This is a genomic window from Pseudomonas sp. 2822-17 (genome assembly GCF_002742485.1).
Taxonomy (GTDB): domain Bacteria; phylum Pseudomonadota; class Gammaproteobacteria; order Pseudomonadales; family Pseudomonadaceae; genus Aquipseudomonas; species Aquipseudomonas cyclaminis.
This window is the reverse complement of sequence record NZ_LJRZ01000760.1, coordinates 107,393-131,013: the sequence shown is the minus strand read 5'-3', so window position 1 is coordinate 131,013 and position 23,621 is coordinate 107,393. Positions and strand designations below refer to the sequence as shown.

The 23,621-nt window shown below is 61.5% G+C and carries 24 protein-coding genes and 1 pseudogene; 11 read left to right on the top strand and 14 right to left on the bottom strand.

The features are described 5' to 3' along the window. The first annotated feature begins 44 nt into the window (after positions 1-44). A complete protein-coding gene (locus AOA60_RS27100; RefSeq protein ID WP_099586958.1) occupies positions 45-1,289 on the top strand; it encodes a zinc-dependent alcohol dehydrogenase in 1,245 nt (414 codons plus the stop codon). 8 nt (positions 1,290-1,297) lie between these two features. On the opposite strand, the gene AOA60_RS27095 is transcribed toward AOA60_RS27100, so the two are convergent. Both AOA60_RS27095 and AOA60_RS27090 read right to left on the bottom strand, forming a co-directional pair. Further along, positions 1,298-1,729 carry a hypothetical protein gene (locus tag AOA60_RS27095; RefSeq protein ID WP_099586957.1) on the bottom strand — a complete coding sequence of 144 codons (432 nt, stop codon included), beginning with the start codon at positions 1,727-1,729 and terminating at the stop codon, positions 1,298-1,300. A 124-nt stretch (positions 1,730-1,853) separates the two neighbouring features. After that, positions 1,854-2,642: a helix-turn-helix domain-containing protein gene (locus tag AOA60_RS27090; protein WP_099586956.1), complete on the bottom strand. Its 789-nt coding sequence runs from the start codon at positions 2,640-2,642 to the stop codon at positions 1,854-1,856. Positions 2,643-2,727: 85 nt separating this feature from the next. Here AOA60_RS27090 and AOA60_RS27085 point away from each other — a divergent pair, with 85 nt between their 5' ends. The 4 genes and pseudogenes from AOA60_RS27085 to AOA60_RS32415 all read left to right on the top strand — a co-directional run bounded on the left by AOA60_RS27085 (position 2,728) and on the right by AOA60_RS32415 (position 6,508). Then, positions 2,728-3,726: a bile acid:sodium symporter family protein gene (locus AOA60_RS27085; RefSeq protein ID WP_099586955.1), complete on the top strand. Its 999-nt coding sequence runs from the start codon at positions 2,728-2,730 to the stop codon at positions 3,724-3,726. A gap of 39 nt (positions 3,727-3,765) precedes the next feature. Beyond that, positions 3,766-3,936 (top strand): annotated as a pseudogene (locus tag AOA60_RS34060) (type 1 fimbrial protein); the annotation flags it as partial. Between the two features lie 123 nt (positions 3,937-4,059). Further along, on the top strand, positions 4,060-5,244 hold the full coding sequence (locus tag AOA60_RS27075) for a sugar transporter (RefSeq protein ID WP_099586954.1): 1,185 nt from the start codon (positions 4,060-4,062) through the stop codon (positions 5,242-5,244). 79 nt (positions 5,245-5,323) lie between these two features. Beyond that, the gene (locus AOA60_RS32415) at positions 5,324-6,508 is read left to right on the top strand and encodes a hypothetical protein (protein ID WP_143522569.1); all 1,185 of its coding nucleotides are present in this window, start codon (positions 5,324-5,326) and stop codon (positions 6,506-6,508) included. A gap of 130 nt (positions 6,509-6,638) precedes the next feature. On the opposite strand, the gene AOA60_RS27060 is transcribed toward AOA60_RS32415, so the two are convergent. Next, positions 6,639-6,896: a hypothetical protein gene (locus tag AOA60_RS27060; protein ID WP_099586951.1), complete on the bottom strand. Its 258-nt coding sequence runs from the start codon at positions 6,894-6,896 to the stop codon at positions 6,639-6,641. 474 nt (positions 6,897-7,370) lie between these two features. Here AOA60_RS27060 and aqpZ point away from each other — a divergent pair, with 474 nt between their 5' ends. Beyond that, positions 7,371-8,057, top strand: a complete 687-nt coding sequence (aqpZ, locus tag AOA60_RS27055; protein WP_099586950.1) for an aquaporin Z — start codon at positions 7,371-7,373, stop codon at positions 8,055-8,057. Positions 8,058-8,176: 119 nt separating this feature from the next. Here aqpZ and AOA60_RS27050 read toward each other — a convergent pair whose 3' ends face one another. The 9 genes from AOA60_RS27050 to AOA60_RS27010 all read right to left on the bottom strand — a co-directional run bounded on the left by AOA60_RS27050 (position 8,177) and on the right by AOA60_RS27010 (position 17,912). Continuing rightward, complete coding sequence (locus AOA60_RS27050) at positions 8,177-9,376, bottom strand: NAD(P)/FAD-dependent oxidoreductase (protein ID WP_099586949.1); 1,200 nt, start codon at positions 9,374-9,376, stop codon at positions 8,177-8,179. Positions 9,377-9,499: 123 nt separating this feature from the next. Beyond that, on the bottom strand, positions 9,500-10,495 hold the full coding sequence (locus AOA60_RS27045) for a GlxA family transcriptional regulator (RefSeq protein WP_099586948.1): 996 nt from the start codon (positions 10,493-10,495) through the stop codon (positions 9,500-9,502). Then, entirely contained in the window at positions 10,492-11,415 is a 924-nt protein-coding gene (tal, locus tag AOA60_RS27040) for a transaldolase (RefSeq protein ID WP_099586947.1), read from the bottom strand. The genes AOA60_RS27045 and tal overlap by 4 nt, the downstream gene beginning before the upstream one ends. Before the next feature lie 23 nt (positions 11,416-11,438). Further along, positions 11,439-12,392 (bottom strand): sugar-binding transcriptional regulator, encoded by a 954-nt coding sequence (locus AOA60_RS27035; protein WP_032889554.1) that lies wholly within the window; start codon positions 12,390-12,392, stop codon positions 11,439-11,441. A gap of 45 nt (positions 12,393-12,437) precedes the next feature. Then, on the bottom strand, positions 12,438-13,238 hold the full coding sequence (locus AOA60_RS27030) for an SDR family oxidoreductase (RefSeq protein WP_099586946.1): 801 nt from the start codon (positions 13,236-13,238) through the stop codon (positions 12,438-12,440). Positions 13,239-13,247: 9 nt separating this feature from the next. After that, positions 13,248-14,012 carry an SDR family oxidoreductase gene (locus tag AOA60_RS27025; RefSeq protein WP_099586945.1) on the bottom strand — a complete coding sequence of 255 codons (765 nt, stop codon included), beginning with the start codon at positions 14,010-14,012 and terminating at the stop codon, positions 13,248-13,250. Between the two features lie 385 nt (positions 14,013-14,397). Next, entirely contained in the window at positions 14,398-15,906 is a 1,509-nt protein-coding gene (locus AOA60_RS27020) for a sugar ABC transporter ATP-binding protein (RefSeq protein WP_099586944.1), read from the bottom strand. A 15-nt stretch (positions 15,907-15,921) separates the two neighbouring features. Continuing rightward, a complete protein-coding gene (locus tag AOA60_RS27015; protein WP_099586943.1) occupies positions 15,922-16,854 on the bottom strand; it encodes a sugar ABC transporter substrate-binding protein in 933 nt (310 codons plus the stop codon). A 50-nt stretch (positions 16,855-16,904) separates the two neighbouring features. Further along, complete coding sequence (locus AOA60_RS27010) at positions 16,905-17,912, bottom strand: ABC transporter permease (RefSeq protein WP_099586942.1); 1,008 nt, start codon at positions 17,910-17,912, stop codon at positions 16,905-16,907. A gap of 361 nt (positions 17,913-18,273) precedes the next feature. On the opposite strand from AOA60_RS27010, the gene AOA60_RS27005 reads away from it, so the two are divergent. From AOA60_RS27005 to AOA60_RS26995, 3 genes are read left to right on the top strand one after another with little or no spacing between them, the layout of a single operon-like run. Then, complete coding sequence (locus AOA60_RS27005; RefSeq protein WP_099586941.1) at positions 18,274-19,110, top strand: transketolase; 837 nt, start codon at positions 18,274-18,276, stop codon at positions 19,108-19,110. Further along, positions 19,100-20,032, top strand: coding sequence for a transketolase family protein (locus AOA60_RS27000; RefSeq protein WP_099586940.1), 933 nt, complete (start codon positions 19,100-19,102; stop codon positions 20,030-20,032). Before AOA60_RS27005 ends, AOA60_RS27000 begins: the two co-directional genes overlap by 11 nt. Positions 20,033-20,036: 4 nt before the next feature. Continuing rightward, positions 20,037-21,512: an FGGY family carbohydrate kinase gene (locus tag AOA60_RS26995; RefSeq protein WP_099586939.1), complete on the top strand. Its 1,476-nt coding sequence runs from the start codon at positions 20,037-20,039 to the stop codon at positions 21,510-21,512. A 75-nt stretch (positions 21,513-21,587) separates the two neighbouring features. Here AOA60_RS26995 and AOA60_RS26990 read toward each other — a convergent pair whose 3' ends face one another. Continuing rightward, a complete protein-coding gene (locus tag AOA60_RS26990; protein ID WP_178075425.1) occupies positions 21,588-21,725 on the bottom strand; it encodes a hypothetical protein in 138 nt (45 codons plus the stop codon). Continuing rightward, on the bottom strand, positions 21,722-22,582 hold the full coding sequence (locus tag AOA60_RS26985) for a helix-turn-helix domain-containing protein (protein WP_099586938.1): 861 nt from the start codon (positions 22,580-22,582) through the stop codon (positions 21,722-21,724). Before AOA60_RS26985 ends, AOA60_RS26990 begins: the two co-directional genes overlap by 4 nt. A gap of 110 nt (positions 22,583-22,692) precedes the next feature. On the opposite strand from AOA60_RS26985, the gene AOA60_RS26980 reads away from it, so the two are divergent. Together AOA60_RS26980 and AOA60_RS26975 are read left to right on the top strand one after the other, a co-directional pair. Then, positions 22,693-23,103 (top strand): hypothetical protein, encoded by a 411-nt coding sequence (locus AOA60_RS26980; protein ID WP_099586937.1) that lies wholly within the window; start codon positions 22,693-22,695, stop codon positions 23,101-23,103. A gap of 114 nt (positions 23,104-23,217) precedes the next feature. Next, entirely contained in the window at positions 23,218-23,562 is a 345-nt protein-coding gene (locus AOA60_RS26975; protein ID WP_099586936.1) for a hypothetical protein, read from the top strand. The last annotated feature ends 59 nt before the right edge of the window (positions 23,563-23,621 follow it).

The window sequence follows — 23,621 nt, the reverse complement described above, 5'->3', positions numbered from 1 at the left end:
TGTGGCCCTTAATAATAAATCCCTCAAGAGCAGGAGCGCAGAGCATGCGAGCGATGACTTTCCAGGGCGCCCACAAGGTGCAGGTGGACACGGTGCCCGATCCGATCATTGAGCAACCCGACGACATTATTCTGCGAGTCACGGCCACGGCGATCTGTGGCTCGGATCTGCACCTGTACCGGGGCAAGATCCCCACGGTCGAACACGGTGATATTTTCGGCCATGAATTCATGGGCATTGTTGAAGAGACCGGCCCGGCGGTGACGGCAGTGCAGCGTGGCGACCGGGTGGTGATCCCGTTTGTGATCGCCTGTGGCGATTGTTTCTTCTGCCAACTCCAGCAGTTTGCCGCCTGCGAAACCACCAACGATGGGCGCGGTGCGATCCTGAATAAAAAGGCGATCCCACCGGGCGCGGCACTGTTTGGCTACAGTCGTCTCTACGGCGGCATTCCCGGCGGCCAGGCCGAACTGGTGCGCGTGCCCAAGGCCAATACCGGGCCGTTCAAGGTGCCTGGCTTGCTGGCGGATGAAAAGGTGCTGTTCCTCTCCGACATCCTGCCCACGGCCTGGCAGGCGGTGACCAACGCCGAGATCGGGCAGGGCTCAAGCGTGGCGATTTATGGCGCGGGGCCGGTGGGTCTGCTCAGCGCCGCGTGCGCACAGATGCTGGGCGCCGCGCAGATTTTCATGGTCGACGACCACCCGTACCGCCTGGCCTACGCGCAGAAAATGTATGGCGTGATCCCGATCAACTTCGAGCAGGACGATGACCCCGCCGACACCATCATCCGCCAGACCGCCGGCATGCGCGGCGTCGATGGGGTGGTCGACGCGGTCGGCTTCGAGGCCAAGGGCAGTACCACCGAAACCATCCTGACCACGCTCAAGATCGAAGGCAGCAGCGGCAAGGCCTTGCGCCAGTGCATCGCCGCCGTGCGCCGCGGCGGGGTGGTCAGCGTGGCGGGGGTGTACGCCGGGTTTATCCACGGGTTCATGTTTGGCGACGCGTTCGACAAGGGCCTGACGTTCAAGATGGGCCAGACCCACGTGCAGCGTTTTTTGCCGGAGTTATTGGAGCATATTGAGTTGGGGCACCTGAACCCCGAGGCGATCGTCACGCACCGCCTGTCACTGGAGCAGGCGGCGCGAGGTTATGAGCTGTTCGACAAGGGCGAAGAGGATTGCCGCAAGGTCATCCTGCTGCCGGGGATCGACGAGCGGCCAGTGGCTGAGCCGCTGGACACGCTGACCCCAGGGTTCAACGTGGGCGCTGCCCGCCCGGCCTAGCTGGCCCGTCAGGCGGCGGCTTGTGGTTGCAGGTGCAGCTCAGTGTCCACCGCCTTGACCAACCCGCTGGCCAGAAACAGCGGTGCCAGGCGTTTGTGCAACTGCGGTTCGACAAACTCTTTCACCGTTTCCAGCGTCAGCACGCCGCTCAGCGGCAACTCGGCCTTGGTGTAAGACAACCAGGCCCTCTTCAACGCCATCAACACATCACTGCCCGCCGTGGAGGCGAAGCGACGGTGGGTGGGTTTGCCGTCGAAGGTGAACATGTGCTGGAACGCATAGCCGCTTTCGTCGCCGCCACTGGCGGTGCAGCGGATGCAGGTGCACGGGCCGTCGCCAAAGGCGCTGCGCAGGTAGGTGTTGAAGTCCACCACGGGTTTGAGTGACAGGCGCTTATCGACCTCGAACAGGTCCCCGGTCATTTTTTCGTCAGTGTTCAACGTGCATTTCCTCGCAGGTCGGTGGCCATTTTTCAAAGCGCGGCACAATAGCAGCCGGGCGAAGTGTGGAACAGCATTTCCACGCAGAGCGGGCGGGTGCCGGGGGTATTCAGGGTGTGAGGGCTCACCGAAAGAACTCACCCGGTGTGGCATCAAACTGCTGCCGAAACGCATTGATAAACGCCGACGTCGACTCATACCCGCACCCCAGCGCCACATCCGTCACCCGCTCGCCTTGCTCCAGGGCGGGCAGGGCGCTCAACAGTCGCAAGCGCTGGCGCCAGGCGCGGAAGGTCAGGCCGGTGTCCTTCAAGAACAAGCGGCTGAGGGTCTTTTCGCTGACCGCCAGTTTTTCGCTCCAGTGCCCCAAGGTGGTCTGTTGCTCCGGGCGCAGGTTCAGGCTGCGGTAGATCTGGCGCAAACGCGGGTCGAGGGGCAGGGGCAGCATCAAGTCCACGTGGGGCGCGGCGGCGAGTTGGTCCAGGACTACTTGGGCCAGGCGCCCATCTGGACCGTCCTCGGCATACTCCACCGGCACTTCACTGAAGCTGCGGATCAATTCGCGCAACAGGCTGCTCACTTCCAGCACATGGCAAAGCTGCGAGGCCCAGGCGGTCACGCTGCAATCCAGATACAAGCTGCGCATTTCAGTGTGGGGCGAGCTGTACACCCGGTGCGGCATGCCCGCCGGGATCCACACCGCCCGCTGCGGCGGCGCGACAAAACGGCCGGCGCTGGTCTGGATCTCCAGCACCCCGGAAATCGCGTAAGACAATTGCACCCACGGGTGACTGTGACGCCGGGTCAACGCGCGATTGGGCAAGGATTCAGTTCGCCCATACACCGGCCGTGGCAGGCTGGACAGCCCGGGGATACTGCGGCGCACGGTCTTGTCATGTCCTTTAGGCGGCATTTACTGGCTCATTGGCGTTAGTCGGTAACAGGCTGTTACGTTAGAGTCGCGGTGACGCTCTTGGCAACCCCTGGAAGATCCGCTTATGACCCGCCCCCGTTTTCTGCCCGACAACTTCACCCTGACCCTGATCGCCACGGTGATCCTCGCGTCCTTGCTGCCCGCCAGCGGCCAGACCGCCGTGGCTTTCGGCTGGGTCACCAACCTGGCCATCGCGCTGCTGTTCTTCCTGCACGGCGCCAAGCTATCGCGCCAGGCCATCGTCGCCGGTGCCGGCCATTGGCGCCTGCACCTGCTGGTGTTCAGCCTGACCTTCGTGCTGTTCCCCTTATTGGGCCTGGCGCTCAAGCCGGTGCTGTCGCCGCTGATCGGCAAAGACCTTTACATGGGCATGCTTTACCTCTGTGCCTTGCCGGCCACCGTGCAATCGGCAATTGCCTTCACCTCATTGGCGCGGGGCAATATCCCCGCGGCGATTTGCAGCGCGGCGGCGTCGAGCCTGTTCGGTATCTTCCTGACGCCGTTGCTGGTGACGTTGTTGCTCAATGTGCACGGTGAAGGCAGCTCCACCGTCGACGCAATCCTGAAAATCAGCGTGCAGTTGCTGCTGCCATTTATCGCAGGGCAAATCGCGCGCCGCTGGATCGGCGAATGGGTCGGCCGCAACAAAGCCTGGCTGAAATTTGTCGATCAGGGCTCGATCCTGCTGGTGGTCTACGGCGCGTTCAGCGAGGCAGTCAATGAAGGCATCTGGCACCAGATCCCGCTGTGGGAACTGGGTGGTCTGGTGGTCGCCTGCTGTGTGCTGCTGGCCTTGGTGCTGGTGGCTTCCAGCGTGCTGGGCAAGGCGTTCGGCTTCAGTCAGGAGGACCGCATCACCATTTTGTTCTGCGGCTCGAAGAAGAGTCTCGCGACCGGCGTACCCATGGCCCAGGTGCTGTTTGCCGGGGCGAGCATGGGCGTGCTGATCCTGCCATTGATGCTGTTTCACCAGATCCAATTGATGGTCTGTGCGGCGTTGGCACAGCGGTACGCAAATCGGCCGGAGAACATTCCCGAGTTGATGGGACGGGTGGAACCTTAATAGTCGGGCCTGTCTACCAGTCGTTCCTTAAAGCGAGGAGGCAGTCAGTTCGACGTACGGCCGGTCACCACGGTCAACGCCGTGGGCAACGTGAGGCTGGTGGCCGACAGCGGCAGCGGGCGATATTACGACCAGCGGTATCGGGTGGTAGACAGCACCGGCAAGCCCATTCAGTCTGGGAACTATGTGGTCACCGTGACCGCACCGTGACAAAACTGAAGGTATTTTGAGGGGGATGAGCGTCAACAGCCGGCCGAGAAACCTATAGAATGTCGGGCGGCGGCGCTTGTCCTGGGTGGCCGCTCGATCATCGCCAGAGTACCTCGCCCTTCAATGAGCATTTCAGCCGCAACCCCCCAAGCCAACTGGCAACCGGTCATCGCCCTTGCGCTGGCCGCGTTTGTGTTCAATACCACCGAATTCGTGCCGGTCGGCCTGCTCAGCGCCATCGGTGCGAGCTTCGACATGCCCGTGTCCAGCGTCGGCCTGATGCTCACCATTTACGCCTGGATCGTGTCCCTGACCTCGCTGCCGGTGATGCTGCTGACGCGCAACGTCGAGCGGCGCAAATTGCTGATCGTGCTGTTCGGCATGTTTATCGTCAGCCATATCCTCTCCAGCGTCGCCAACAGTTTTGGCTTGCTGATGGTCAGCCGCGTCGGCATTGCCTTGTCCCATGCGTTGTTCTGGTCGATCACTGCGTCCCTGGCGGTGCGCCTGGCGCCGGAAGGCAAGCAGGTGCAGGCCCTGGGGTTACTGGCGACCGGTACGTCATTGGCGATGGTGTTGGGGATTCCCCTGGGTCGCCTGCTCGGCGAAGCCATGGGCTGGCGCACCACCTTCCTGGTCATCGGTGTTTTCGCGGCCGGGCTGGTGTTCTGGCTGGCGCGCACCTTGCCGCCGTTGCCGAGCCAGAACTCCGGCTCCCTGCGCAGCCTGCCGCTGTTGTTCAAGCGCCCGGCGCTGGTGGCGCTGTACGTGCTGACCGCGCTCACGGTGACTGCGCAATTCACCGCCTACAGCTATATCGAACCCTTCGTCGAAGGCGTGGCCGGCATGGATGGCGGCGCCGTGACCCTGATCCTGCTGGTCTTCGGCGGCGCGGGCATCATCGGCTCGTTGCTGTTCAGCCTGGTGCACCGCTTCAACCCGCACCTGTTTGTGGTCGGCGCAGTGTTTATCCTCGCCGCGTGCCTGACGCTGATGCTGCCCCTGAGCGGCGCCGAGTCGTACCTGGTGATCCTGAGCATTTTCTGGGGCATGGCGATCATGGGCTTCGGCCTGGCTATGCAATCCAAGGTGCTGGTACTGGCGCCGGACGCCACGGATGTGGCCATGGCGATGTTCTCCGGCATCTACAACATCGGCATCGGCGGCGGCGCCCTGATGGGCAGTTGGGTCGGCAGCCACTTCGGCTTCGCCTGGATCGGCGTGGCGGGCGGGTTGCTGGCGGCGGTGGCGTTGGCGGGGTATTGCCTGGCGATTCGCAGGTTTGGGACGGGGGTGGGGAACAACTAGCGTCGCATTCAAATCACAGTTCGCTAATAAGTTTTACTATCTGTTTTATCTATCGCCGTTCAATTGCAGGAAGTTTTAGTTGAAATACTACAGATGGATCTCTTATTTAACGGCGATCGCCTTGGCATTAGGGTTGTTGGTTACGGTTGGAGTATTGGTCGCGTATGGAGTGAAGCTGGGACCGATCTCGGGTAAGACAGAAGACTGGGGTGCATTTGGTTCAATACTGTCGGGGGCTTTCACACTGCTGGGAGCTGCTGCTACGTTGGGTACACTGGTGTTTTTGTTGGTTCAACAGCGTAATAATCAAGCGTATCAGCGCGAGCAAGAGCGTGAACGACAGCATGCTCAGGCTAAACATGATGATGTGATCGCACAGCAGCTCAAAGCGCAGACTTTCGAACAGTACTTGAAGCATCGCGAAGTTTTTTTTGATCGCTTGCATAGCCTCGAAGCAACTTTTGCTCATGCAGTTCGATTTGCCAATAAAGATGCTTTATATCAATGGGTGTTTCCGCAGAATTCTCCTACGAGGTGCAGCTATGTCGTTGACCTTGAACAGAACGAAGGCGCTGTATCTGGTTTAGTAAAGTTGCGCAGCAACTATTTGGAGCTTTTGCATTATCTACACTTGAGACCTGTGGTGCATCTGCAAGGTTATCTGTTGATTACGAAAATGCAGCACCTGATGCAGGAGCTGAAAATTTCCTATCAGCTAGAAATCATGGACGGTGATCTACAATCCAATGGGCAACATTTGGGAGTCAATATTTACTCGCCGCAGGAGTGTCTTGAAGTCATTACGTTGACCATTAATTCTTTGCTTTTTTACTCCGGAAATGCGGAGTTCGGCAGCGCGCAGGGGGCATTGAAGGAGACGTTTTTGCGGCGAAAATTTGTTGTGGATTCTTTGGATTCACGATTATCAGGCGATCACTTAGCGGTTCGGAAGTCCATTGCAGGGCTTGTTGAGTTGGAACGATATTATCTTGAAGTGTTGGAGTCGGAAGTTATATGTGGTAGCGGTTACGGCCGTAAGTTGCATGCTATTTTGGATGCGCGGTTGCAGTCAAAGCAGGAAGTCAAAAAGCTGAAAGACTATAGTTTGTTTAATAAAGTGGTAGAAGAACTCAGGGTCGAGCAAGAGAAAATTTTTTCGGAATATGAGGGGCAGGAGGATAAGTTGATTTCGGTGAGAGAACTTTTTTCACCTTTAAACGCCGCCTGGCACGTTGCCTACAAAGCTCACCAACAAAAAAAATAGGTCGCGTTGAATGCTCTGTTACTTGATCAATGGATGAGCCGACCATTTGGCTCAACCTGCTCGGACGTCCGGGTCGCAAGTAACTATTTTATTTAGGATAGAGGGCGACCGCTGGGTCGCCCGTTTTCATTTACCCGGCAGTCTCCTGCAATCTACGCCCAATCACATCCAGCAAATCGCAGCCGTCACGCAACGGAATACTCAGCAACAATGCGAAATCCTGCAGTACAACAGCATCACTGCTGATCCCATCACGCAGGGCTAGATTTTCAAGCACTTGAGTGACAGCCCGAATGCGATAAACCGCCGCGTCATGCAGGGCATCCAGCGGCGCTTCGGTGTCGATGAGCAGGGTAGGGATGGTGCAATCGGGGCCCGTGATGGGCATATACCGATCTAGTGCGGTCATGGATCTTGCTCCCATATCTAAGTGAGCCGTCACCTTCTGCCGCCAAGCAGAATTAGGGTGGCGGATTACGCAAGGTTGGCGGACCGGGGATATAGGACCCGGCACTTCCGAAGAAGTCCCTGCGCAACCCGCCATTGCACGAAATCACGGACGCAAAAAAAGCGCCTGCAATCGTGTTGGGGGCGCTGTTGCGCCTATATCTGTTCGGACCGCCAAGTCCAATCGCAGCATTTGCTGCGAGCCAGAAGGTTAGCGCGCGAGGTGTCTGGTCGCAACTGGCAAATAGGACGGATCAGGAATTTGGATGTTTTATCCGCTGCCGCGAGGGCGCTAGTGAAGCCCTCAACCAAAACCAGACAAGTCTTACACCCCCCTTTGATACCCATTGCTACCGTCGCCTGGGACCGCCCACGCCCCTGTGGTGACGGCACTTGAACAGCAACGGAGTCACGTGTGCAAAAGCGTTTGACCGCAGAGTTTCTGGGTACTTTCTGGCTGACGTTCGGCGGCTGTGGCAGCGCCATTCTGGCGGCAGCATTTCCCGAGTTGGGCATTGGTTTTGCCGGGGTGTCCCTGGCATTCGGCCTCACTGTCCTGACCATGGCCTACGCAGTAGGCGGTATCTCCGGCGGGCACTTCAACCCGGCGGTGACTATCGGCCTGTGGGCCGGGCGCCGTGTGTGCGGTGCATATGTGCTGCCGTATATCGTGGCGCAGGTGGTGGGGGCGATTGCGGCGGCTGCGTCGCTGTACGTGATCGCTGACGGGCAGCCCGCTTTCGAAGTGGGTGGTTTCGCCGCCAACGGCTATGGCGAACTGAGTCCTGGCCTGTTCGACATGAAAGCCGCATTGCTGGCTGAGGTGATCGCCACCTTCTTCTTTGTGCTGATCATCATGCGCGTGACTGCACCGGGTGCGGTCGCCGGGTTTGCACCGATTGCCATCGGCCTGGCGCTGACCCTGATTCACCTGGTCCTGATCCCCGTGACCAATACCTCGGTCAACCCGGCGCGCAGTACCGGGCCGGCGTTGTTTGCCGGGTGGGATTACCTGTCGCAGCTCTGGCTGTTCTGGCTCGCGCCGATTGTCGGCGGCGTGCTGGGAGCGTTTGCAGCGCGGGGCTTGGATGAGCGCGACTGACCGGTGTGCTCGATGAACGTGCCAAGCAAAAAAACGCCCGCCTGATCATCATCGGCGGGCGCTCGGGGGGGGGGCCGGCGCAGCAAGGAGCGAGCCGGCTGGTATAGGCGATGCGTGAATCAGGCCACGGGAATCAATGGGTCAGCCGCCGCCAGGGCCGCTGCCCGCTCGGCCGCCGGTGGGTAGATCCACACGCTGTTGATCTGGTGCTTGAGGTCCTTGGCTTCCTGGCCCACGAGCTTCACTTGGCGGTCCCAGCCTTCGGTGTACACCGCGCCCCAGGCGCCGAGGTCCAGGCACGTCACGTATTTGGGCTGGCTATAGGTCATCGGCGCCACGCCGATCAGGTCGGCGGCGACGTTGTTTCCGGCGTAGCGGCCGAGGGCGATGGCGTGCTGGCAGGACATCGCGGCGACGTTGCCCAGGTCGTCGGTGGCGGCGTAGGCCACGTCACCGGCGGCGAATATGTCGGCCTGGCCTTTGACCTTCAGCGTGCCGTCCACATGCAACCGGCCCTGCGGGTCGCGAGTGCCGCTGACCTGTTCGGTCATGGGGTTGGCGCGAAAGCCTATGGTCCAGATCACCGTGCTGGATTCGATCCGTTGGCCATCCGCCAGGGTCACGCCACGGGTATCCACCGAGGCCACGGAGTTATTGAGTACCCACTCCAGCCCCAATTCTTTGCTGGCTTCGATGATCGAAGGGCGAATGCCATCGCCCATGGAAGCGGCGATCTGCGGGCTACGGTCCACCACTACCACACGGATATCGGCGTTATCGCCCAGTGCTTCACGCAGGCGCGCCGGCATTTCGGTGGCGGTCTCTATGCCGGTAAAACCGCCACCGGCCACCACCACGGTATTGCGCGCGGGGCTGTCGGGCAGATGTTTGAGGGTATGGATATGCGCTTCGAGGCGCGTGGCGTCTTCGATCTGGTCCACATCGAACACATGCTCGATGCCTTCCATGGGCGGACGATTCAAGCGGCTGCCAGCGGCCAGCACCAGGCGATCATACTGGACGGTAGTGGGGATACCTGTCAGGTCGCGATAGGTCACCTGCCTGGCATTTTCATCGATGCTGTCGGCCGTGCCCTCGATGAAGTTCACGCCAACCGCCGCAAACAAGGGGCTCAGGGGCGCCTGCATGGTATGCACCTGTGCCTCATAGAACCGTGGACGAATACGCAGCTCCGGGTGAGGCGCCAGCACGCTGATTTGCACGTCGTGGCGATCATTTTTATCCAGCAGGCGCGCGGCGCCCAACGCGCTCCAGACACCACCGAACCCGGCGCCGATGATAAGGATGTGCTGTTTCATGAGTTGCTCCAGAGACCCAGTCGAGATGGTTGCTCACGCCGTGAGGCGTTACCGGATCACTGTAAAAGCACCGCTGTTTGTCTGGTAGGACACTTAACCCTGAATTACTGCCATATGCGGCGTTTACCGCGAAAAGCGCTCGCGGTAGTCACGGGGGGAAATCGAAAGGTGGCGATGGAAGGTGTAGCGCATCCGTTCTTCGTCGCCAAAACCACACAGTCGCGCGACTTGGTCGATGTTGCGTTGAGAGTCTTCCAGCAGGCGTCGTGCCGCTTCCATGCGAAACAGTTCGATAGCCTTGGCCGGTGTGCGCCCGGTTTTTTGCTTGTAGACCCGAGCGAAGTTGCGTGGGCTCATGCGGCTTTGTTCGGCCAGGCGCTCGACCGTCAGGTCGCTGTCGCTCAGGTTGTCAGCGATCCACAGGTGCAGGGCGTCGAAACCGGCCGTGTCGTCGGTCTGCGCCTGCAGCAATTGACTGAACTGTGCCTGACCACCGGGCCGCTTGAGAAACACCACCAGTTCCCGCGCCACTTGCAGGGCGACGTGCCGTCCGCAATCGGCCTCTACCAACGCCAGCGCCAGGTCGATGCCGGCGCTTACACCCGCCGACGTCCACACGTTGCCCTGCTGGATAAAGATCGCGTCCATGTCCACCTCAATGCCCGGAAAACCGCGCTTGAGCATGTCGCACATCGCCCAGTGCGTGGCGGCGCGTCGGCCCTGGAGCAAGCCGGCCTGGGCGAGCAGGAAGGTGCCGCTGCATACCGAGGCCGTGCGGCGCGCCCGGGTGGAGGCGTGACGCAGCCAGTCGACCAGGTCAGTGTTGGCGGCCATCGCCTCTTGAATGGCAGGCGCGCCGGGCACGATTAAGGTGTCGAGGGTGCCAGGATCAAATGTCGCCAAGGGCACGGTATCGACGCTCAACCCTTCGGCTGTTGGTATCAATCCACCCGCCAGGCTCGCGGTATGCACTAAATAGCCTGGCAAGCCCCGTTCGGCCATGGCCTTGGTGGCTGCCCAGAACACGGTCTGGGCGCCAGTCAGGTCGAGCAGGCCCATTTGCGGGTAAGCCAGGAACACCAAGGTGCGCGGTTGGCTTGCCGGCTGGTTGGGGCTCATAACGCCGCCAACACCTTCTCCAACTTCTCCTGATCCCGCGCAAACTGTCGAATGCCTTCCGCCAGCTTCTCGGTGGCCATCGCATCTTCATTCGACGCCCAACGGAACTGTGCTTCGTTCAACGGCTGACGCGCTTCGCCCGCCGCGCCCGGTTGCAGTTTGCGCTCCAGCGGGGCGTTATCTTCGGCGAGCTTTTGCAGCAGGTCCGGGCTGATGGTCAGGCGGTCGCAGCCGGCCAGTTGTTCGATCTGGCTGAGGGTGCGGAAGCTGGCGCCCATCACCACCGTCGGGATGGCGTTGGCCTTGTAGTAGTTGTAGATGCGCGTCACTGACTGCACGCCCGGGTCTTCGGCGCCGGTGTAGTCCAGGCCGGTGCTCTTGCGGTACCAGTCGTAGATGCGGCCCACGAACGGCGAGATCAAAAACACCCCGGCATCGGCGCAGGCCTGGGCCTGGGCGAAGGAGAACAGCAGGGTGAGGTTGGTCTGGATGCCGGCTTTTTCCAGGCGCTCGGCGGTGCGGATACCTTCCCAGGTGGACGCCAGTTTGATCAGCACACGGTCGCGGCCGACACCGGCCTGGTCGTACAGGTCAATCAATTGGTTGGCCTTGGCCCACAGCGCGTCTTGGTCGAAGGACAGGCGTGCGTCGACTTCGGTGGAGATACGCCCCGGAATCACCTTGAGAATGCCGCAACCCACCGACACCGCGAAACGGTCACAGGCCAGGTCGACATCGCCTTTGGACACGCTCACCGCGTTACGCAGCAACTCGGCGTATTCCGGGATGGCGGCGGCCTTGAGCAGCAGCGACGGGTTGGTGGTGGCGTCCACCGGGCGCAGGCGGCTGATGGCTTCCAGGTCGCCGGTGTCGCAGACCACGGTGGTGAATTGCTTGAGTTGTTCGAGCTTGGACGTCATGAGCGGCTGTCTCCAAAAAAAGGTTATTGGTTGAGGGCCTGTGCGGTATCCAGGTCGGTGATCAGGATGTCCAGGTAGCCGCCCTTGAGCGCGCCGCGAATCGCCTGGACCTTGTTCAGCCCGCCGGCCAGGCCGAGCACGCGGTGGATGCTGCGCAACTTGGGCAGCGCCACCGACACCACGAATTCTTCATCTTCTTCCAGCACCGGTTTGCCCTGGGCATCGAAGTAACGCAGGCAGATATCACCCACCGCGCCGCGCTCGGCCAGCAGGCGCAGCATGTCTTCGGTGTAGTAGTTGCCGCTGTTGCGCAGCAATTGCGAGGGCTCCAGGTCGCCGATGCCGACAATCGCCAGGGTGATGCTGTCAAAGCGTTGCAGCACTTCCTTGACCTCTTCCATCTGCACGATGCGCTGCTTGCTCTGCACCGACTGTTCGATGCTTTGGGACGGCAGCAAATACGCCGGGCAGTTGAGCAGGGTGGCCAGGCGTTGGGTCAGCAGCGTGGCTTCGAACGCGCCTTTGTTGCCGACGCCGCCCAGCAGTTGCACCACTTCCTCGGCGCCTTGCTTGCCCGACTGCGCATGCAGGTGGCCGACCATGGCGCGGATGGTGCTGCTCCACGACGAAATACCGATATGGTCCTGGGGCGACAGGCTGGTTTCCAGGTAGTGGGCGGCGGCCGAGCCGATGGCTTGCTTGATGCTTTCGTCATTGCCGGGCTCGGTGGCTTCCACCACGATCACCCGGCGCACGCCGTAGCGGCGTTGCAGTTGGGTTTCCAGCTCCAGGTGCAGGCCTTGCAGGCGCATCACGCTGATCTTCACGACGCCTTCCTGCAGCGCCCGGCGCAGGGCGCGGCTGATAAAGGACTGGGACAGGTCCAGTTGCGTGGAGATTTCGGACTGCTTGAGCCCTTCTTCGTAATAGAGGCTCGCGATCTTGGTGATCAGGCGCTGTTCTTCGATCTGGCTCATGAAGGCCTCAGTGAGTGAAACAATGTCGGTGAGGATACCAAACCCTTAAGACATGATCAGGCCGCCGTCGATATTGATCGCCTGACCGGTCAGGTACGCCGCGTCATCCGAGGCCAGGAACGCGACCAGGCCCGCTACATCCGAGGGCTTGCCGGCACGGCGCAGGGGGATGTTCTTGACCCATTCGGCCATCAACTCGCCCTTGCCGTAGCGCTTTTCGTCGGTGCTGAGGATCTCGCCCCACACGCGGTCGTTGTAGTCCCACATCTCGCTTTCGATGATGCCGGGGCAAAACGCATTGACCGTGATGTTATGCGGCGCCAGCTCCAGCGAAAGGCTCTGGGTGATGCCGATCACGCCCATCTTGCTCGCGGCGTAGTGCGGCGTGTAGATAAAGCCCTGGCGACCCTGGCCGGACGAGGTATTGATCAACCGACCGCTGCCTTGCTTGACCATGTACTTGGCCGCTTCCCGGCAACCCAGCCACACGCCGGTGGTGTTGACTTGCAGCACCTTGTCGAAGTCTGCGCGGGGCATTTTGTCGTAGTGGTCGATGGTGATGATGCCGGCGTTCTGCACCGACACGTCGATGCTGCCGAAGCGGGCGTGGCCTTCGCGGTAGAGCTTTTCGATATCGCTTTCGTCGGTGACATCGATGCCGAGGGCGAGGGCGTTCACGCCGTATTCCCCGGCCAGTTGCTCGGCGGTGAAGGTCACGCGCTCCAGGTCGTTGGAGGCCAGCACCAGGTTGGCGCCTTCCTGGGCGAAACGCTCGGCAATCCCGGCGCCGATGCCACGGCAGGCGCCGGTGATCACTACAGTTTTACCGCTGAATCGTTGCGACATGATCAACTCCTACCAGCACACAAAACCGCCATCGACCAACAGGTCGACGCCGGTGCAGAAAGACGAGGCCTGGCTGACCAGAAAGATCGCCGGGCCGACCATTTCGTCCACGCTGGCCATGCGGCCCATGGGCGTGGTCTGTTCAAAGATCTTCACCTGGTCGGCCACTTCCGGGCGCGAGTTCATCGGCGTGGCGGTGTAGCCGGGGCTGATGCAATTCACGCGCAGGCCCTTGTCGGCCCATTCCATCGCCAGGCTTTTGCTCAGGTGAATCACGCCGGCCTTGGAGGTGTTGTAGTGCGCCTGCAGCAGGCCACGGTTGACGATACTGCCGGACATGGACGCGATATTGACGATGGCGCCTTTGCCGCGCGGCAACATCACGGCGGCCTGGGCCTGGCAGCTCAGGAAGATGCCCGTGAGGTTGATGTCCAGGGTGGTCTGCCAGCGTTGCAGTTCCAGGTCCTCGGCGGCCTGGGCGTTGGCGATGCCGGCGCAGTTGACGGCCACGCTGAGTTCGCCGAGTTCTTGCTCGGTTCGCGCGACCGCTGCATCCAGCGCGGCGCGCTCGGTGACGGTGCCGCTCAGGGCCAGGGCGCGACGGCCCAGGGCCTGGATGCGCTCGACGGTGCTGGCGATGCCGGGGCTGCCGGGCAGGTCAAAACACGCCACGTCGGCACCGGCTTCGGCTAGACCAACGGCAATCGCTTGGCCGATGCCGCTGCCGGCACCGGTGACAAAGGCCACTTGGCCCTGAAGACTAAAAAGCTGCATGAATTACTCCAATCTTGAAATCACAATGGAACCCCTGTGGGAGGGGGCTTGCCCCCGATGAGCATAGGTATCTACACAACTTCCAGTGGATGCTGAATCTATGGCAAATGGGCTGTTGTGGTGAGCGGGCTTGTCCCGCGCTGGGCTGCGAAGCAGCCCCAAAACCTTCACCTCGATTGGTTCTGGCACTCTGCTGTGACCTTATTGGGGCCGCTTCGCAGCCCAGCGCGGGACAAGCCCGCTCACCACAGTGCTATGTGTAAGCCTTTGAGAGTTGTGTAGATACCTATGCCCCGATGAGGGAGTGTCAGTTGATGCATCTGTAACTGAACCACTGCCATCGGGGGCAAGCCCCTCCCACATTTGAATCTCTGTAGGACCTTAGTTACGCGGTGGCCATTTCCATGACTGAAACCGGTGTGGCCTCGCCGCGCTCCAGGATTCCCATCTGCCGGCCTCGGCTCATCACCATCACCCGATGTGAAAGCCCCAGCACTTCATCCAGGTCGGAACTCACCACAATCACCGCCATGCCCTTGGCCGCCAGATCCGCAATCACTTCATAGATCGCCGCCCGCGCACCCACGTCGATGCCCCGTGTCGGCTCATCCAGAATGAACACCTTGGGATTGCGCGCCAGCCACTTGGCAATGATCACTTTCTGCTGGTTACCGCCGGACAAGCTGGAAATCCGCGACTGCGGTGCACCTTTCACGCCGAGCCGCGCCACCGCGGTGCGGGCGAATTCACGCAGCGGGGCAGGGAGCACCCAGCCGCGTTTGTCCAGCAGGTCGGTGTTGCCGTAGACCAGGTTGTCTTCGATGCGATGTTCCACCACCACACCTTGCTGCTTGCGGTCTTCAGGCACCAGCACCACGCCGGCCTGAATCGCTTCAAACGGGCTGCGCAGCTGCCGGACTTCGCCGTCCAGCACCATGTGACCGTGGATATCCAGGGCCGCACCGGCAATGGTGCGCACCAGTTCTGTACGCCCGGCGCCGACCACCCCGGCAATGCCGAACACTTCGCCGGCCCGCACACTGAAGTCGATGCCGTGCAGGGCGAATTCGCGGCAGGTCAGGTCTTTGACCTGCAACATCACCTGCTCCTGCGGCGCCTGCAAGGCGGGGAAAATCCGCTCCAGGCTGCGCCCGACCATCTGTTCCACCAGCTCGCGCACCGGCACTTGCGCGGTGGCGTGCAGGGCGATCTGGCGCCCGTCGCGCAGCACCAGCACGCGGTCGGCGATACGCGCGATTTCTTCCAGGCGATGGCTGATATAGATAAACGACACGCCTTCGGCTTTCAGCCGTTCGACCTGCTTGAACAGCAGCTCGGTCTCTTCGGCGCCCAGCGCGGCGGTCGGTTCATCGAGAATCAGCAGGCTGGCCTTCAACGTCAGCGCCTTGGCGATTTCCACCAATTGCTGGGCCGCCACGCTCAGGCCTTCGACCTTGCGTGAAGCCGGCACGTTGAGCCCCAGGCGTTCCAGTTGGATCTGCGCCTGGGTCTCGATGTAATCGCGGTCGACCCGCCCATGACGCATGGGCAGGCGACCGACAAAGATGTTCTCGGCGATCGACAATTGCGGCAGCAGACGGATTTCCTGGTGGATCAGGCCGATACCCGCGCCCAGCGCCGCGCCCGGCGAGGCGGGTGCATACGGCGCGCCGAGCCAGGTCATGCTGCCCCCGGCTTCGGGTTGCACGAGGCCGGCGATGATCGACGACAAGGTCGACTTGCCGGCACCGTTCTCGCCGAGCAGGGCCAGCACTTCACCGGGACGAATATCCACATTGACCTGGGACAACACCTGCACCGGGCCGTAGGCCTTGCTGATATTGCGCAGGCACAGCACCGCATCGGTGCTGCTCTCCAGAGCGGCTGCTTGCATGACGACCTCCAAGGCTTACGGGTGCTGTTGCAGGAACGGCGCGACGTTTTCTTTGGTGGTCAGCACGGTGGGCAGCAGTTGTTCCTTGGGTACGGCTTTGCCGGCCTTCAGGTCAATTGCCGAGGCCACGGCCAGGCGCCCCATTTTCTGGGTCTGCTGGGTCATGGTGGCGTTGAGCACGCCGCTTTCGACCGCCTTGAGCCCGGCCACGTCGCCGTCAAAACCGACCACTACGACCTTGTGATCGAGATTGCCGACCTTCACCGCCTGGGCAGCACCCAGGGCCATGGCATCGGCGCGGCCGAAGAATACGGTGATATTAGGGTCACGCTGGAGCAGGTCCTGGGCCACGGCGAAGCCTTTGTCCTGGGCCCATTCGGCCGGTTGCTGGGCCACGACCTTGAGGTCCGGGAAGGCTTTGAGGCCTTCTTCGAAACCCTTGGCGCGATCATTCTCCGGAGTGGTGCCGAGCTGGCCCTGCAGGATCGCGATGCGGCCCTTGCCGTCGGTGATCTTGCCCACGTATTCGGCCAGGGTCTTGGCGCCGGCCACGCTGTCGCTGGCGATAAAGGTATCGCCGGGTGCGTCGGGGGCGTTGCGGTCCACGGCGATCACCGGAATGCCGGCGTTCTTGGCGGCTTTGACCGGCACACCCGCCGCGGTGGCACCGGCCGGGATGTAGATCAGCACATCGATCTGGCGGGTGATCAGGTCTTCAATCTGGCTGACCTGGGTGGAGGAGTTGCCCTGGGCGTCCACGGTGATCACCTTGATCCCCTTGGCCTTGCCCTCGGCCTCCACCGATTGCTTGATCTGGTTGAAAAAATCGGCCTGAAGGTTGGCCACGGCCAGGCCGATGGTCAGGTCCTTGGCCCAGGTGGTGCCGGTGGCGGTGAGGGTCGCGGCCGCCAGAGCAGTGGCGATAAGCAGTTTCTTGGGGCTGAACATGTCGGTGACTCCTGGTTTTATTGTTGGAGGGTGTCAACTGTCGAACAGGGTTAACGGGCAGTGCTGGAACGGCGTCGCAGGGTGTCGATGGTCACGGCGAGGGCGATGACCACGCCGATCACCACTTGCTGGATAAACGGGGAAACGCCCAGCAGGTTTAGACCATTGCGCAACACGCCAATGATCAGCACACCCACCAGGGTGCCGCCGATGCTGCCGACGCCGCCGCTGAGGCTGGCGCCGCCAATCACCACGGCGGCGATGGCGTCCAGTTCCAGGCTCAGGCCGGCACTGGGTTGCGAGGAGTCCAGGCGCGCCGCCAGGGTCACGGCGGCGATCCCGGCGAGGGCACCGCTGATGGCGTACACCCACAAGGTAATCGCCCGTACCTTGATGCCGGACAGCCGCGCCACTTCCGGGCTGCCGCCCATGGCATAGAGATTGCGACCACCGGCACGAAAGCGCAGGAACACCCACGCCACCAGCAACATCACCAGGAACAGCCCGACGGTGGCCGAGAGAAAACCGAAATGCCGCACCGTGGCCAGGCTGGTGAACCACTCCGGGTAACCGACGATCTGCCGGCCTTCGGTGAGGATATTCGCCAGGCCACGCGCCACCGACATCATGGTCAGCGTGGCGATAAACGGCGGCAACTTGGCGTAGGTAATCAAGCCCCCGGACACCAGCCCGGCGAGCATGCCGGTGGCGATCGAGATCGGAATCGCAAAGCCCAGCGGCACCGCCTGGTCCTGATAAAGCCAGCCGAGCATCATCATCGAGAAGGCCAGTACCGAGCCTACCGACAGGTCGATGCCGCCGATGACGATCACCGCCGTCATGCCAATCGCCAGGATGCCCAGCACCGTGACCTGATCAAGGATGTTCAGGCCATTGCGCAACGAGAAGAAGAATTCGGAACTGAAGGAGAAGACCAGCACCAGCAGCACAAGGCCGATCAGCGGGCCGCCGATATTGCTGGGGAGCAGTTTCACCAAGCGTGGGCGGGGTGGCGGCTTGAGTTCGGCCGGGTGCTGGACAATAGCTTTGGCGTCCACAGTGTTCTCCTGATTTATTTTTTTTGGAGTGCTTTCAGGCGCCATGAATATTTATGCGTGCCTGACTGTTAATTCAGATTCCAGTGACACCGTGTCAAAGTCAAGCGCTTAATTTTTCGGATATGCCTCTAATCCGGTGCTTTTATCCCGGCCAAAGCCACGGGATAGACCCGCCGGTGTGGGATTTTGCCCGTTTGTCCGAGGGATGTTTCTTCGATTTATTTGATTTTTCCGTGGATCGCTCACTTGACCGCGCGGACGATCAGCGTCTAAATAGAAATATATTGTCACTGCTGAATAAATATTCAAAACAGCTTTGGACGCTTTTACCTCACGTGGTCAGCCCCACAGGAGCCGCTGCATGAATGCCTTCCAGTACGACGCCCACCAGATCAAGGAACAGGCCCGCCTGATCCGCCGTCATGTGATCCGCCTAAACGCCGACTCACCGGCCGGCGGCCACACCGGGGCGGACCTTTCGGAAACCGACATCCTCGCCACCCTGTACTTCCGCATCCTCAATACCGGCCCGGAACGCACCGAAGACCCTGAGCGCGATATCTATATCCAGAGCAAGGGCCATGGTGTGGGCGGTTTGTACTGCTGCCTGGCGCAGGCGGGCTATATCCCCACCGAATGGTTGCCCACCTACCAGCACTTCAATTCCCACTTGCCGGGCCATCCGGTGCGCCAGAAAACCCCCGGTATCGAACTCAACACCGGCGCCCTCGGCCACGGCTTGCCGGTGGCGGTGGGGCTGGCGTTGGCGGCGAAGATGTCCGGCAGTAAAAAGCGCATCTATGTGCTGACCGGCGATGGCGAACTCGCCGAAGGCTCCAATTGGGAAGCCGCCATGGCCGCCGCCAAGTACGGGCTGGATAACCTGTTTGTGATCGTCGACAAGAACAAACTGCAACTGGCCGGCCTGACCGCCGAGATCATGCCGCTCGACCCGCTGGATGTGAAATGGGCCGCCTTCGGCTTCACCGTCAGCGAGTGCGATGGCAACGACGTGGGCCAGTTGATCGACACTCTGGAACGCATGCAGACCCAAACCGGCGCGCCCCAGGTGCTGATCGCCCACACCATCAAAGGCAAGGGCGTGTCCTTTATCGAAGCCCGCCCTGAATGGCACCACCGCGTGCCCAAGGGCGATGAAATCAATGCGGCACTGGAGGAGTTGAACCATGGCGAGTGAACATTTGGCGAGCGTCATGGTGCAGGCCTTTATTGACGCAGTCGACGCCGGGCTGGATGTGGTGCCAGTGGTCAGCGACTCCACGTCCACCGCCAAGATCGGCCCGTTTGTGCAGCGCTTCCCGGAGCGCTTGATCAACGTTGGGATTGCCGAGCAGTCCTTGGTCAGCGTCGCGGCGGGGTTGGCCCTGGGTGGCAAGATTGCGGCCACCTGCAACGCGGCACCGTTTTTGATTTCCCGCGCCAATGAGCAGATCAAGGTGGACGTCTGCTACAACCAGGCCAATGTGAAAATGTTCGGCCTGAACGCCGGTACCAGCTACGGCCCGTTGGCCAGCACCCACCACAGCCTCGACGATATTTCGGTGATGCGCGGCTTTGGCAATGTGCAGATCTTCGCGCCGGCCGATGCCATCGAGTGTCGGCAGATTGTCGATTACGCGCTGCGTTACCACGGCCCGGTGTATATCCGTCTTGACGGTAAAGCCTTGCCGGACGTACACGCTGGCGACTACCACTTCCAACCCGGTCAGGTGGATATCCTGCGCCAGGGCGCGGATGTGAGCATCGTCGCGTTGGGCTCGGTGGTGCATGAAGCCGTGGACGCCGCCGCCTTGCTGGCGGAGCAGGGCATCCAGGCGCAGGTGATCAACCTGTCATCGATCCGGCCGTTGCAGCGCGAGGTACTGCTCAGCGCCTTGAGCGGCACCCGCGCGGTGATCAGCGTGGAAGAACACAATATCAACGGTGGCGTCGGCAGCCTGGTCGCCGAAGTGCTGGCCGAAGCCGGGCTGGGCATTGCCCTGATCCGCCTGGGCATCGGCGATGGCGAATACGCCGCTGCCGGCGCCCGTGAACCGACCCGCGCCTTGCATAACATCGACGCGGCTGGGATTGTGGCGGCTGCCACTCGGTTGCGGTGAACCCATGACTAACAACACTCCGCTGATCCTGGCGATAGACGAAGGCACCAGCAACGCCAAGGCGGTGCTGGTCAATGAACTGGGGCAGGTGATTGCTCGCGGTTCGCGGCCACTGAGCGTCAGCCATCCCCAGGCCGTTTTCTCCGAACAGGACCCGCTGTTTATCTGGCACAGCACCCTGGCCGCGATGGAAGAATGCCTCGCCCAGGTGGATCGGCCCATCACCGCCGTGGCGATCAGCAACCAGCGTGAATCCGTGGTGGCCTGGGACCGGCGAACCGGCGAGCCGTTGTCACCGTGCATCAGTTGGCAATGCCGCCGCTCCATGGCGTTGTGTACCCAATTACATGAGCAGGGGCATGAGGCGCTCATCCTCGAAAAAACCGGCTTGGCCCTCGACCCGATGTTTTCGGCGGGCAAATTTCGCTGGATTCTCGACAACCTGGACAACGGCCACGCCCGCGCCGCAGCGGGTGAGATTTGCCTGGGCACCGTCGACAGTTGGCTGCTGTGGAAACTCAGTGGCGGCCGGGTGTTTGCCACCGACTATTCCAACGCGGCGCGCACGCAGCTGTTCAACCTGCACACCTGCGCCTGGGATCCCGAGTTGCTGGACCTGTTTGCCATTCCGTTGGCGGCGCTGGCACCGATCCAGCCCAGCGCCGGTTTCTTCGCCGAAACCGTCGCGTTGGGCGGCTTGCCTGCGGGCATCCCGGTGATGTCGATGATCGGCGACTCCCACGCCGCGCTGTACGGGCAGGGCGGTTTTGCACCGGGGCTGGTCAAGGCCACCCTCGGCACCGGCTCATCCTTGATGACGCCCATGAGCGGCCCGATTGCGTCCACCCATGGGCTGTCGACCACCCTGGCCTGGCATGACGGCGGCAGGCCGACCTTCGGCATGGAAGGCAATATCGTCCACACCGGCGCCGCCGTGCAGTGGGCCTCGCGGCTGGTGGCCGGCGAATCCCTGGATGCCCTGACCGAACAAGCGGCGCAACTGCCGGACAATGGCGGCGTGTACTTCGTGCCGGCCCTGTCGGGTCTGGGCGCACCGCATTGGAAAGCCGATGCACGTGGATTGATCTGCGGGCTGACGGAAGCCACCTCGGGCGCGCATATCCTGCGGGCGTCGCTGGAGTCCATCGGTTATCAGATTCGTGATGTGTTTGAAGCGATGCAGCAGGACATCGGCAGCCCGTTGAAGGAACTGTGGGTGGACGGCGGCGCGACGCGCAACCGTTGGCTGATGCAGTTCCTGGCCAACCTGCTGCAACGCCCGGTGGTGCGCAGCCTGTCGCCGGAAGTGTCGGCGTTGGGCGCAGCGCATCTGGCGGGCAGGGCGTTGGGGATTTGGGCGAGTGATCAAGCGTTGGGGCAGTTGGAGCGCCAGCGCGAGCGGTTCGAGCCGCAGGATGATCCGGCGATGGCAGCCCGTTACGCAGAGTGGAAAAAGGCCTTGGCCCGCACCCTTCTCTAAAGACCCGTGGAGATCAACTGTGGGAGGGGCGGTGCGACGATTCGACTTGCCCCCGATAGCGTTTTATCAGTCAGCTCATCTGTAACTGTCACCCACCGTCACCGGTTGCACCTGATAGCTGCGGCGCGCGTTTGCCGCTTCAACCGTGGCCACATCCAGGTTACCCCACAGCGGTCCCAGCACTTTCGCCGCGTCCTGCGGATGGTTTTTCACCCATTGTCCGGCGCTTCGAGCAGCGGCAGGCCGCTGGGGAATTCGTGCCAGCTCATCGCGGCCCGATCCGCCAGATAGCGAGCCGGCGGCTGGCCTACGGTCTTGCGGAACATGGTGATAAAGCCGCTGGCGTTTTCATAACCTAGGTCCAGAGCCACCCGCTGCACACTGTCGCCCGTGGCCAGACGTTGCAACGACAGGATCACATGCAACTGCCGACGCCAGCGGCCGAAACTCAGGCCCAATTCCTCCAGCAACAGGCGCGTCATGCTGCGTTCACTCATGCCGATACGCATGGCCCATTGGCCGAGGGTGGCTTTGTCGGCCGGGTCGGCCAGCAGGCTATTGGCCAGGCGGCGCAAGCGTGCGTCCTGGGGCATCGGCAGGTGCAGGGCTTCCAGTGGGGCTTGGGCGAGTTCATCCAACAGCGTGTTGATCAACCGTCCCTGGGCGCCGTCGACCTCGTACAGCTGTGGGAAGCTGATCGCCTTGCTGATCAACTCATGCAACAGACCCGACACGCCCAACGTGCAGCATTGCGTGGGCAGGGCGCCTGCGGCATCGGGGTCGATCAGCAGGCAATACACATGGGCTTCGCCATTGCCCCGCGCCGAATGCGACACGCCACCGGGAATCCATAGCGCGCATTGCGGCGGAACGATCCATATCCCGGCCTCGATTTCACAGTGGATCACCCCGCGCAGGGTGTACATCAACTGGCCCTTGCGATGGGTGTGCGGGGTGTGCTCCCAGGTGTCCGACGCGCTGCTGGCGCCCACGGCCACCACGGCGCGCTGAACCACATCGGCATCCTTGGCCAGCAGCGGGTCGTGCAGATCAAGGCGCAGGTGTTTCATGGCAGGTCTCGAAAGTTGGCCGAATTGCGAAATAGTCTGGCTATTCTGTGCAATGCCGTCCAGCGCGGGTTTTCTTATAGTGAGATCCACTCTCATTAAGGAACTTTGCCATGCGACTCGACAGTACAACGTTCCCTGTAGTCAAAATCGTCTTCGATGCCCCGAACCAAGGCGGGCCGGAGGACGCCTTCCGGGTCTTTGAAGACCTGTTGGCACGGCAGCAATCCTTCCTGCTGCTGCACGAAAAAGCCGTGGACGAAAACGACTACGAACACTCCCATGAACAGCGCAAGCAAGCCTCGATCTGGATGAAGAAACACCGACAGGCGCTGCACACGTTCGTCAAAGGCATGATCCAGGTAGAACCCAGCGCCGCCAAACGCCTGGCACTCAAACCGTTTGCGCTGATGTTCGGCAAGGCCTGGGGCTATCCGTTGCTGGTGGTGGAGTCCAAGGACCAGGCCTGGGCGCTGGCGCGGGATGTGCTGGATGAGCGGGTGTCGGATGTGGCGCATTTTTGAAGGCGCGCAACACCTATCTGTGGCGAGGAGGCAGGCTTTCTCGCCGGTCGGCGAGCGGTGCAGGGTCAATTGAACTACTTTGACTGACGAGCGATCCCTACCCGGTACTGATCCATGCGCACGTTGTTGAAAAGATATATGGCCCTGTTGGACAACGACCTGAGTACGCAGATTTTCGACAATGTGAAAAACCTGCTGGTCTGCGCACTGTTGTTTGCGGCGGGCACCAACGCGCTTCTCGGTCAGCAGGCCCTTTTTATCGGCGTGTTTGCGTCAAACGTGGCGGGCTGGGGGTTGATCATCCTGTCCACGGTGTTGATGTTCCTGAACGTCAGCGATGGCATTCGCAGGCTGGCCAAGCTGCGTTATCACCTGGCCTTGCAGCTGTTGCTGGTCCTGGTTTATCTGGTGGTGGCCGAGCGGGTGGTAGAGATTGTGTGGGGCTTCCGCGCGCCTTGAAAATCGAGGTATTAACGCGTTCACGCTAGAATCGCCGCACGCGGACCCAGGATGCGCAC